The sequence below is a fragment of the Bacillus sp. AFS029637 genome, assembly GCF_002584985.1.
In the GTDB taxonomy this organism is placed as follows: domain Bacteria; phylum Bacillota; class Bacilli; order Bacillales; family Bacillaceae_G; genus Bacillus_A.
The window spans coordinates 100,163-111,819 of the sequence record NZ_NUPZ01000017.1 but is presented as its reverse complement, the minus strand read 5'-3'; the positions used below and the strand labels follow the sequence as shown (position 1 = coordinate 111,819).

Genomic DNA, 11,657 nt, shown 5'->3' with positions numbered 1-11,657 from the left:
TCCATGATGGTACAACCATCATGGAGTATGTATTTTCAAACACCTTATATCTATAACTCTAGTAGAGATTATTTTTGTGTATTCATATATTCTCTAATTAGTTTCACATCACTTTCTCTCTTTTCATCAGGAGAAACTCCTAACTTTTTATACTTCCATATAATTAATCTCTCATAATGATTATAATTATTTTCTTCCTCTAGTAAAGTATAATCAAATTCAACATCAAACTTACCAGTAGAATATAACTCAAATGTTAAATTGGTCCAAGGTTCCTGCTTATTTCTTTTAAATTCTTCCCATAACTCTCTGAAGATACTGTCGAGAAGATTTAATTGACGTTCAGTCTCGTCTTCATCAATCCCTTCCATATCTTCAATATCTAAACTGTATATCGGTTCCCGCTTATTTTTTGGAAAGTAGAAAAATACCGTCGAATCACTATATTCATCAACTTCTGAATATACCATTACTTTTTCCCATGTTTCTGGAATAATACTGTTTAACTGTATAGCTACTTTTTGATAAATACTTTCTACGTTCTCTGTATTCATTTACTTTCCTCCATTACAATAATATCCTTTTTTCAAAATAATAAAACTGAAAGCCCCTTTATCTAGCATCCAGTTTCTTCATTCATTATTCTATTGGGCCCATAAATTGAGTAATTAAATAAACATGCTCAATAAGTTTAACCTTTTGTAAGTTTTCTACTTTTTCTGATCCACCTAATGGAAGTAACGGTGTGTAACCAAAACATTCATCAATTTCAAGACTTCCGTACCTGTGTATTGCCTGCTTGTAAGGCATCCAATCCAATACTTTCTCTAGAAAATAGTCATCTTTCATATTTTTGAAGAAAAACTTAAATTTCCCACCCGCTACATCTACTGTACCTTTTCGATACTTAAGTAATAATAAATAGTTATTTTCCCACACAAGAATATCTCCCATACCTGTTGTAAAAACCGGGATAGCCTCTTCATAACGGATATAACTTTCCTTTAATATATCTAAATATTCTTCTGGGTTTACCAACCTTAAATATCCGTTTAACATACTTCCAAATCCATATTGTTTCCATAAATCTATTATTTGTTCAGGAACTTTACCTATATACTTTTCAACAATCTCTTGCGACGGCTTTTCGAAACATATAAAATCACTTATCTTTTCCATAGTATCCCCTTATCACAATTTCTCTAAGATTGAATTTACTTTTTCTAAATATAAATCTGGGTCGTCCTCCCTTATCTCAAGAAGAATCCCTTTAATTATTTGCTTTATTGAATTATTTATATTTTCTAAAACATTCATATACGATACGACTAAACCTTTTGAATGTAAAAGAGTCCGATGAATTCTTTCCGCCCAGAATTCTGCATGAGGTAACATTTTAGGAATACTAATAGCTAATTTGTATAGCCCTTCCTCTACCCCGGAATGTTCAGCAATATAAAAAATCGTTTCAATAAGGTAGTCACCCGCTGATGGCTCAGCAATATCATCCTCAAAAATTATACAAAGATCAGGAATTATATCATTTGTCCCTTTATTCGCTAATTCAGTAAGAATACTCTCAAAAACTTCAATATCATCCCCTTCATTCTCTAGAAAACGCATTTTATATAAAATGGCTATTCGCTCATTAAAATCCATCGATTTCTCCATTTTCTACTCCCACTCATTATCTATTTAACTAAGATATAACTATTACTGTACCCCTTTTAAAGGTTATTATTTTTCACTTCCTCAAACCACTCATCAGCAAAATCATCAGCCGTTTTTATATCATCATTTGTATGGATTAAATCATACTCATATTCAGCTCTAAACTTACCACTCTTAGCATCGTATATTAATTTCATCTCAGTTGGCATATCTTTTTCGTATTCTTTGCATAACATTTCAATTCCTTCAATATCTTCACTTATAATTTGTAGAACCTGAAACATTCGTTCTGGATATACATCATATCTTTTCCCCCCATTTTTCAATGCATCATTAACCTTGTGACACTCTACATACTTATTGTTAATTAAATAAAAGAAACTACTAGAAATCATATCTTCTTCACATGAAGCGTACACATATACTTTATCAGCTCTATTTTCAACATATTCCATGCATATAGATATCATATCAGCTTGCAATTCACTAAACTTTTCCTCAAATTCTTTCATACTACTTTTTCACTCCTTAGATTAAAAGTTAAATGGCAACGTCTTGATACCCCACTTCAGTTACTTTTTCATTTAGTAGACGTATTCCTAGTCCATTCTCTGTATCCCACGTACAATCGAAAGTTATCCCAATATCTCGTTCTTCATGAATATCTCCATATGGGACTACAATTCCAACTAAAGTGATCCTCTTAAGTAATTGATCAATTGTTTCGATATGCGGGTAATTTTCATTAAATTCAACAGCATACCCTAATTGTTGACGCTCTTGCTTGTAATAGTCTAAAATCGCTTGTAAAAAAACTTGCTGCAGTCGTTCCCAATTTTGCAATAATGAATTATAAGCAGTATATTGTTCTTCATCAAACTTACCGTCTTTTTCACCTTTCACTATCAATGCTATTTCAACTTCTTTTCCACAAAATTCAACGGTAATGTCCTTAACCCATCCATATGTATACTCAATCTCACCAAAAACTGCATCATTTATAATCATTTTTAACTCTCCCTATTTACTCCCTTGGATCCATATAGATTTCTCTATTCGTATGAAAGTTACCCTCTAATATTAACTGTTTTTTCCAGCCACTTCTATACTCAGTATAGTACTATCAATTGCTAATTTTTCAATGAGTTTTTTCGCCTTACCGTATGGAAATCTCTCTACTAATATATAAGGAAGATTTTTTGAACCCTTTAGCAAATCTACTGTGGCAATCTCAAGCCCTAATACGTTCTTTATTTTTATTAAATCTTTCAAACCTTCACTAGGAGTTTTCACTAACACTATATTACAAATATCAGATAACTTATTTATTGTTTTCTGTTCTATTTCACTTAAACAACCACTATTCACCCATTTTTTAAAATCAGCGGTAATTACAGTAGCATGGCTTGGATTCATATCCCCAGAACCAATTACTAACACCTCTTTTTCCTTTGCATGCTGAGCCATTAAAAATACATTACCGCCACCGTCATCACCAATTGCGACATACCCCATTGCATACTCATCTACTTCCCAAACCTCGTTCCTTTCTGCAATATGCTCCGTGCCATAAATAAGTAACCCACCACCAATTGAAAAGCCATTTGTACATCTCAATAATTCCTTATATACATTAGGTAATGTAACATTCATACGATTTTCTACTGCTTGAATTTCAATATCACTTGCTGCCGACTTTGCTATCAAATCTGGAATATTAGATAGATTAATCATTTAATAATCCCTCCTAAACTATCAAGATATTTATACGTATCGATTACTCCCTGTCATCTCTCTATAATTATTTCACTATAAATTTCATTAAATTTATAAAGTATATCGGTATGTAAGCCTTCATTTTTCATTTGGTAAGTAAACAATCATTTTCCCTTTAGGGTACTCACCTTTCCATCCACAGGGCCATCCTCCCATTTTATACACCTTAAATACCTTTTCATAAAAATTATCTACTTTTCCATTTACTAAACGATTTAGTGCACACATCTCAAGGTCTCTTTCTACTTCTTCAAGAATATTTATATGATCAATAGAAATAAGTAACACATGGTGTTATAAAAATCGTACGTGGCCAAAAATAGCACATTCTAGATGGTTATGCAATCTTGATATTAACTTATAAGGAAATCTTGACCGGATTCAAGGTTGAAGGCGTACAATCCTTAGGCCTATCTATAATATTTGATACACCTTTCTTGAAAAGGGATTTTATCATCGAGCAGCACTTCTTCTTGCAGAATCTTTGTTACATTCTCTATTTTCGCAATGAATAATGCGTAAAAGTCGCCCGAACTTGGATATAAAAATAGACCATATCCCTTTGGTGACAGTATTTTGTTGGCCATCTCGATCTTATCAGGTAAAAATTCATAATTAAATGCTTCTAATTTCTCAAGTTCCTCTTGTCTTGCTAATTCAATTTGGTGGGCAAATTCGTAATCAAGAATAAAATTGACAATTTCTTGGTATTGCTCACCTTTATAGTCAACGTATAAAAACTGTTTCGTCGTCAATCCATATTTTAATAGGTCTTCATGTAAGTCATAACCTCCTTGCTCCTTCAAAAACGTTTCCAAATCCTTGCTATCAAGAAATATAATCTGCGCTATCCCTTGATCATGCATATTAGCTTCCTCCCTTTTATTGAAATAATTCTCCATGCTTGTTAGGAATATATTCCGGATAGTTTTCATGATAAAATTGATCAATCATCTGAAGTACGGGATCCCATTCAGGATATGACTCATGTTCCCCAAATACCATTCTAGCTTCTGGAGTATTCATCAGAAAATTATCGATTTGAGTAGGTACTGGCAACCCTAGTTGTTTCCTTACATGGATTAAAAATAATATTTCAAAAGGATAAAATCCGTATCTGAAATCATCAAATTCACCTAGCTGTCCGATTTCAGAAGCTAACGCAGAATGATACTGAGACATTATCGAAATTAGATATTCTATTTCTTCTAAGTCACGAGTCGACCAACGTCCTAACACTTCATCATATATATTTAGGTCTTCAGGGATTAAATCGCATCGTAGTTCAGCTTCTTTAAACTTATTTTTCACGACTAGATGCAATTTTTCATTTGTCCCCATGATGGTTTTATTTCTATACTGCGAGTATAGCTCTAGCAAAAACCAAATATGTCTATTCTCTTCATTAGCATCTATTAAATGTCCACCGAAGTGATGAACCATAAAATCATATAATATATTTTCTTCTTTCTCCCATCCATACATTGCAAAATGAACTAATGTGAGGACGACTTCTCTAAACGTATACCCCAAAATCATCTTTGGATATCTGATTTTATAAAGATCTTGTCCCATGCACTGGTAAAATAAGACTTTCTGCATGTTCTTTAATCCTTCTACATTGTTTCCACCGCTTATCAATACATCGTTTTTCCATAGTGACAAGTGATATGAGAAAATTTTGCTTAAATTGATTAGTAGGATGTGATCTTTCTCTGTTTCATTTTGTTCAACAATTTTCTCAACCTTACTTCTACTGACATTATATTTATCTTTAACATCTTCAAATTTGATTCCATCCACAAAATTTTTGCTATATCTTTTAAAAGCCATTTCTAACTTTCTGGGGTTCATCATTGCATCCTCCCTATGAATTAATCTATTTTCTTATTCCAGTCCTTTACCTTTAACTCATCAACAAGTTCTAACGACACTTCCATCTGGCAGTATTTCTACACCTTTAACGAATGGGGATACGGAGTCCACACCTTTGGCTTATGTATTTTCAATTATATAATATTAGTAATTTCTGTTAATCTTAATTCATAAAATAATTTTTATACATTCATAGCATGCCTATCTATAAAAAAAGCACTTGTTGCCTTTAGTCGACATTCAAGTGCTTTAAGTTAATCTATTTCTAAGTAGCATGAATTTGTAAGTTTTATAGTAACAGTACGAGCTTGTACGAGTTCATTAGTTTTATGTCCATTCCATGTCTTTATATTCGTCGCACATTAAAATGTCATCTCTCCTAAGCTCGTACTTCGTTTTTTCGACGTACAATGAATTAGAGAACCTATTCAAAGTTGTATAAACTCTACCTACTAAATTAGGATTTTTTTGTTTATATAAAAACTTTGCAACAGAACCTTGAAACTAAACTTCAAATCCAATTACTATCCATTCATCAACTATGTCCCAAAAATTCATATTATATCTAGGCTCTTTATTCGTCCACCATAAAGTCGCATTATCATTATTAGAATTCTTATAATCTACTGCAACATAACCACCCATACCACTTTTAAAGAAACCAAAAGTAGTTTGTAAATCAATTTGTAAAGGCTCTTCTAACTCCTCAATAATACCCCATTCATCATCATCAAAAAAAGTTACATTTTCTAAAGGAACTAAACCCATAGATTGGCTCGCATAAAAATAGAAACCATTATGAACAGTTCGATAAAAATTTCGTATTGTTGAAGGAATCTTATCCCAAGATTTTTCTAGTTCTTCATTATTAAACTCATCTTTGGGATTTCCCCCCTCATAATATAGAATTTCACCATTATCTGTTTTAATAGTGTATAAAATTGAATATTTACCATTTTTGTCCATAAACTCTACTTCTTCAAGGTGCCTAGACAAATAAGAAATAGTGTTTCTTAATTCCACTCCTACTTGCTCTTTCCATATCGATAAAATACTCTCAACTCTCTTGTCTACGTTTTCTTCTTGAAACAATTCATACCATGAATTTGGTATTTTCCCACAATCAAGTTTATTAATCTCATGGCATGATATAAGTTGTGCATTTCTTTTATATTTTCTTAAAAACCCAAGTTTTTGTTCCATTATGCTATGTCATCTCCTTTATTTATCTATATCCTTTTTATTTCCTTTCAACAAAATCATCAATTTGTTTTTGTAATTTCATTTCTAATTCTTTTTCCTTCTTTATCATTTCTTCTCTAAACTTAGGATCAACTTCAATTTTTTCTTTCTTATAAATTGTCCAATCAGAATAAGATTTAGACCCCTTAGATTTATTGGCTGCTTCACTTAATCCTAGAAAATTCTCTTCATTATTTAAAACCTTAAGTTGTTGTTCTTTCGTTAATTTATAAAAATTTTCCATCTTTTCTATATTTTTCATTGATACGATATGATCAGCTTGAAGTCTATCTGTAATATACTTACCAGGTAAAGCAGGGTCAGGCGTTCCTATTTTATCCTCAATGCCCTCATTAACTTTTTCCCGTAGCTTTGCAGTAGGCGTTCCATCTCTTAATTCATCATATAATTCCTTTGAGATTCTTCTTTCCCCGTATCGAGGCGGTGTTCCAATATTACCCGTACCCTATGTTGTAATCTTAAACCCTAACAATAAAAAAGCAACCCCTGTAAAACCTTATTAAACTACTTCTTTTTCTTCCACTATCGGCAATTCATAAGCTGTTTTATATTTCATCATGCCATATACAATGTTTACAAGCCTTCTCATAATACATACCAATGCTTGTCCTTTTGTTTTTCCCTCTTTAAGTTTCTTTTGATAGTACGCATGAAACACTGGGTTTCGTGGCATCTTACTTCCTTTTGCTACTTGCACTTGCTGCACTGCTAAATTATAAAATAAAGCGTGTAGCGCCCTGTTTCCTTGTTTGCTTTTGTGTGTCTTACCTTTCCCACCAGAACCAAAGTAAACAGGCGCAATCCCCGCAAATCGTGCTAATTTGTTGGCATTTGGAAATCGTCTTACATCTCCAATTTCTGCAATTAATGCTGATGCCGTCACAAGTTCTATTCCCGGCATCGTTTCTAATTGATAATCTAGTAGATTTACTAGCTGTTTTAATTCTCTCTCGATGTATTTCATTTCTTTCTTTTTAAACTCAATATCCCGTACAATACTTCTTACTAAAAAATCTCGTGTTTCTTGATATTCCTTCATTGTATGTCCATCTTCTTTTACAAGTTTTAATATTTCGCTTGTTTTCTTTACTGAACATGTATTGTTGCTAACATCTAATAAAAAAGCTGTTAATTGCTTTATATTTGCCCCCTCTAAACAAGAGGGTGACGGATATTGCTGCCAAAACGCTAATGCTGTTTTTCCATCTAACTCTGAGAAAAACTTTTTATAACTTGGATAATGGTGGTTTAATTGAATATGTAATTGGTTCTTTAATGCACTTTGTGCTTTTACTAATGCATTCCTTCTTGAAACCAATTGTTGTATTGACCATAATAAATCGTTTGGCTTTGCATCTGGTAATTGATTAAATTTGTTTATCAATATGCGTGCCACACATTCCGCATCCCAACTATCATTTTTGTGTATCATCACTTGGCTTTTTCGTTCTAAAAATGATAAAGCTGGGTTTACCTCTTTTACTACCTGTTCGTGATCTACTAAATATTTCGCTAACGCTCTTCCATAACCACCAACATCTTCTAAACCAAATACAACTGATAAACCATCACTCACATATGTCTCTACTTCTAATAAGAACTTCGAAAATGCAGATGGTTTATTATCAAATTGTATTTCTCCTAGTTTCTCTTGCCAACAATTAATAATAACAGCCGTATGATGCTCCTTATGTAAATCTACTCCTACATACAAATAGTTCTGTCTATTATGCATAACTCATCCCTCTATTCAATGATTTAGTCATATATAAAAATGTCGGCAACCTTAGTTCGAGCGTTCATCTTTCGATGCGCATAGGTACGCAAGCCTATCCATTTTTCATAACTTTAGTAGTATGTATAGTAAAATGAGCTAATTTTTTAAGTGAGTTTATAAAATAATTGCTGGATGTTTCCCATTTGCTTGTATTTGTCCATATGTATATATCCCTCGATAAAAGCTCTCTCGGTCTAACATACGTTTCACTTGCACTTTCGTAAACAACTTTCCTTTCTCAGTACAATACCCTTCCCTATTTAGTCGTTCTGCCAATTGAGTTAGCGACCAATGTTTAAAAAATTGTCTTAATTCAAATAGTCTACGTACAACTACTGCTTTCTCACCATCTACTTCTAACACCTTTTGTCCTTTTGTTGCCTTGTAGCCAAACAATACACCACCACCTGCATATCCACCTTGTTCAGCCTTCTTCTTTCTACCTCTACTTAGCTTCAATGCAATTTCAAGTCGTTGATATTGGTCTAATAGCTCTAACATGCCATTCACCAAAAAGTCATTTGGCTCATGTATGTAAATACTATAGCTTGATTGTTCAATTGCCTTCACATCTACTTCATGTTTCTTTAATTCTCGTTGTATCAATACTTTCGCCATATCAGAGCGCCACAATCGTGATGTATTCAACACAACAACATAGCTTACTTGTTTATACGCCATATCCGACAATAGCTCTTGTAGTCCATCACGTTCAACTGTTAATCCCTCTTCATCAACAATCGCTCCGCTTAATCCTCTATCTCCATACACACGAAGTAGTTCTAAATTATTTTCGTTACAGTAACGTTCAATCTCTTCTACTTGATACGCTAAACTATACCCATCACGTACTTGTCCTTCCGTTGAAACTCGTATGTAACCAACTACTTTCTCTCCCATTATAAATTCCCTCCCGTTACAGTAATTTTAGTCCCTGTAACGTTTACCTGTTTTTTGCGGATAACGTGTTCGTAACGTAAATCCGTTAAAACGTACTTTACGATGACTTCAAAACATAATACAACCCTTTATTTTTACAATAGTTTTTTCTCTAGTAGTGTCGTACACTGTACAAAGCCACTACAGTTTATAAAATTTAACACTTAATACATTTATAAAATTATACGTTTACCAACTTATTTCTACGCTAAAATGCAAAAAAGCACTTGTTGCCATAATTGACAATCAAGCGCTTTAAGTTCATCTGTTTTTAAGTAGCTTTAATTTATAAGTTTTATAATAATAGTATGACACCTTATATATATCGTGACAAATATTAATTTAAAACTAACGAGCTTGTACGAGTTCGTTAATTTTATGTCTCTTCCATGCGTTTATATTCATCTTTCGTTAAAATGTCATCTCGCCTAAGCTCGCACCTCGTTTTCTGTTCTATCATTGTACGTAATACTCCATGATGGTACAACCATCATGAGTCTCTACTTTTAAACCACTTATTGTTTTTCTTTCCACTGCAAATATACTTTATTTTTTATCTGGTGAATATACAATTATTCTCCCTTCTGGATATTCACCTTCCCATCCACATGGCCATCCCCCAAGCTTATAAACCTCAAAGATTCTTTCATAAAAATTATCAACTTTTCCATTTACTAAACGATTTAGTGCACACATATGTAAATCTCCAATTATTTCTTCAAAAATATCAATATATTGTAATACAAAATCACCTGAATAGTTCTCGGACGATTGAATAATCTCCCTTATAGGACGCTCCATAGAGTTTAAATCATGCTCATATAATTGTCCTATTATTTCCCCACCTTCTGAGGATTTAATATCTTCCCAAACGTTTTCAACCTCATCCAAATCTTGAGACCATGCCAATTCTTGTGCTCTTTCATACTCATTAACCATAACAACATCACGATTTAGAAGGTTTTCATAATGAAAAAGTTGTAAATTTGTAATAAAATTAATAACCTCTTCGACTAATTGAGTGTTTTTTCCGTACTTCATTTATTTATCCACCTTTCCCAAAGTTCTTCAGTAGCGCCGCCACCTCTTTGCCAAATCTTTATTTCTTCATTTAATTTTGTCTTGTAAAACTTCTCAATACCAATTTCTAATACCTTTGATTTGTATAATGGCAAGCCACTTTCTGTACCTTTTTTTAATTTTTGTTGCAATTCAAATACTTGTTGTTCCAACTCCTTAATACTTTGATTGATATTTAATTTATCTAACTGATCTTTAACCACATTATTATATACACTATGAAATCCTCTATGCCTAGACAAAGCACTTGGATCTTTTGCTGGTATCGGTAAAAATATCCCGTTATCAGCATGATCCATATCCATTCCAATTTTCTTTAATACCGGATGATTTCTTAAGTTTTTAGGTATTATATGTTGCGCCTGATATCCTTTCCGTGATGCAGAACGTGGAAGCCCCATGGATTCCAATAAATTTTGCCCTAATTTTGTAGAACTACCTCCTGTAACCTTTCCAGGGGTACCTGGAATAAGTCTAGTAGCTTCACCCGTACCCTTATTTAAAACCAAAAGCGATAATTGGGTTACCAATTATCGCTTACTAAGTCAAACCATTTGATGTACTATAAAGTAACAATTATTTTATTATCTATGATAGTTCTAAAATTGGTGTAATTTCTCATCATATTATTACCATATGCACTAACTGCTTCATTACCACACACCATACTTTCATAGTTATCTTTAAATTCTTTTTTTATTGACTCTTCCAAACTGTCATAGTATCTTTTGATAGCTTCCTCTGCCAATTCACGCGACCCGTGCGTTAATATAAAATTAATATCTACCATATAACCCTTTTGAGGATAAAAACCCCTTTCAACAACCTCTTTTACAAAGTTGTTCAAATCATTCGTACACCTTTCTACAATTGGCATAAATACACTATTTAACCAATTAGTGAATTCGTTAACTGTCCGCTCCCACTCTTCCTCATTTGCTATGTTCCAATATAACTGACCGCTTGGTACATTGCACTGACGTGTATTAATATGAAATATTTTATCTTTAGATTTTAAAGGAAGAATTGCGCATTCACCATAAAATACTACATTTTTATCAGATATATTATTCCAACTTGTATAAAAGAGTACCTTATAAATGAAATTTTTATCTTTTTTACTCATCCAATGACCAGACTTAGAATATTTCCAACCATTATCTAAATACTTTTCAGATATTAGATTACATACGCATTCAAATGCTTTATTAGCTTTCACATTACACCTCCAATAATTCCTTGTAATTTCCAATTAATTTACATTTGCATCTTAAAT

At 32.6% G+C, this 11,657-nt stretch carries 15 protein-coding genes and 2 pseudogenes; all 17 read right to left on the bottom strand.

Features of this window, described 5'->3' with window-relative positions; genetic code table 11:
* Positions 1 to 68: 68 nt before the first annotated feature.
* Entirely contained in the window at positions 69 to 554 is a 486-nt protein-coding gene (locus COE49_RS07640) for an immunity protein YezG family protein (protein WP_088229672.1), read from the bottom strand.
* 85 nt (positions 555 to 639) lie between these two features.
* Positions 640 to 1,179 (bottom strand): T6SS immunity protein Tdi1 domain-containing protein, encoded by a 540-nt coding sequence (locus COE49_RS07635; RefSeq protein WP_088229673.1) that lies wholly within the window; start codon positions 1,177 to 1,179, stop codon positions 640 to 642.
* 12 nt (positions 1,180 to 1,191) lie between these two features.
* Positions 1,192 to 1,659: an Imm30 family immunity protein gene (locus COE49_RS07630; protein WP_088229674.1), complete on the bottom strand. Its 468-nt coding sequence runs from the start codon at positions 1,657 to 1,659 to the stop codon at positions 1,192 to 1,194.
* A 68-nt stretch (positions 1,660 to 1,727) separates the two neighbouring features.
* Positions 1,728 to 2,183, bottom strand: coding sequence for an immunity protein YezG family protein (locus COE49_RS07625; protein ID WP_088229675.1), 456 nt, complete (start codon positions 2,181 to 2,183; stop codon positions 1,728 to 1,730).
* Between the two features lie 28 nt (positions 2,184 to 2,211).
* Complete coding sequence (locus COE49_RS07620) at positions 2,212 to 2,679, bottom strand: DUF2004 domain-containing protein (RefSeq protein WP_088229676.1); 468 nt, start codon at positions 2,677 to 2,679, stop codon at positions 2,212 to 2,214.
* Between the two features lie 72 nt (positions 2,680 to 2,751).
* Complete coding sequence (locus tag COE49_RS07615) at positions 2,752 to 3,405, bottom strand: SMI1/KNR4 family protein (protein WP_088229677.1); 654 nt, start codon at positions 3,403 to 3,405, stop codon at positions 2,752 to 2,754.
* Between the two features lie 120 nt (positions 3,406 to 3,525).
* A pseudogene (locus tag COE49_RS28330) lies at positions 3,526 to 3,726 on the bottom strand (cytoplasmic protein); the annotation flags it as partial.
* A 131-nt stretch (positions 3,727 to 3,857) separates the two neighbouring features.
* Positions 3,858 to 4,313, bottom strand: a complete 456-nt coding sequence (locus COE49_RS07605; RefSeq protein WP_088229678.1) for a DUF6630 family protein — start codon at positions 4,311 to 4,313, stop codon at positions 3,858 to 3,860.
* Between the two features lie 16 nt (positions 4,314 to 4,329).
* Positions 4,330 to 5,304 (bottom strand): hypothetical protein, encoded by a 975-nt coding sequence (locus COE49_RS07600; RefSeq protein WP_088229679.1) that lies wholly within the window; start codon positions 5,302 to 5,304, stop codon positions 4,330 to 4,332.
* Positions 5,305 to 5,367: 63 nt separating this feature from the next.
* A pseudogene (locus tag COE49_RS27960) lies at positions 5,368 to 5,442 on the bottom strand (AHH domain-containing protein); the annotation flags it as partial.
* Between the two features lie 384 nt (positions 5,443 to 5,826).
* Positions 5,827 to 6,525, bottom strand: coding sequence for an SMI1/KNR4 family protein (locus tag COE49_RS07590; RefSeq protein ID WP_088229680.1), 699 nt, complete (start codon positions 6,523 to 6,525; stop codon positions 5,827 to 5,829).
* A 37-nt stretch (positions 6,526 to 6,562) separates the two neighbouring features.
* Complete coding sequence (locus COE49_RS27955) at positions 6,563 to 6,826, bottom strand: hypothetical protein (RefSeq protein ID WP_240522830.1); 264 nt, start codon at positions 6,824 to 6,826, stop codon at positions 6,563 to 6,565.
* A gap of 258 nt (positions 6,827 to 7,084) precedes the next feature.
* Positions 7,085 to 8,320, bottom strand: a complete 1,236-nt coding sequence (locus COE49_RS07580; protein WP_088229681.1) for an IS110 family RNA-guided transposase — start codon at positions 8,318 to 8,320, stop codon at positions 7,085 to 7,087.
* A 156-nt stretch (positions 8,321 to 8,476) separates the two neighbouring features.
* Positions 8,477 to 9,262: a recombinase family protein gene (locus COE49_RS07575; RefSeq protein WP_088229682.1), complete on the bottom strand. Its 786-nt coding sequence runs from the start codon at positions 9,260 to 9,262 to the stop codon at positions 8,477 to 8,479.
* 585 nt (positions 9,263 to 9,847) lie between these two features.
* A complete protein-coding gene (locus COE49_RS07560; RefSeq protein WP_070146731.1) occupies positions 9,848 to 10,342 on the bottom strand; it encodes a cytoplasmic protein in 495 nt (164 codons plus the stop codon).
* On the bottom strand, positions 10,339 to 10,911 hold the full coding sequence (locus COE49_RS07555; RefSeq protein ID WP_249278310.1) for an AHH domain-containing protein: 573 nt from the start codon (positions 10,909 to 10,911) through the stop codon (positions 10,339 to 10,341). The genes COE49_RS07560 and COE49_RS07555 overlap by 4 nt, the downstream gene beginning before the upstream one ends.
* Positions 10,912 to 10,943: 32 nt before the next feature.
* Positions 10,944 to 11,600, bottom strand: a complete 657-nt coding sequence (locus tag COE49_RS07550) for a hypothetical protein (protein WP_071759443.1) — start codon at positions 11,598 to 11,600, stop codon at positions 10,944 to 10,946.
* Between the last annotated feature and the right edge of the window lie 57 nt (positions 11,601 to 11,657).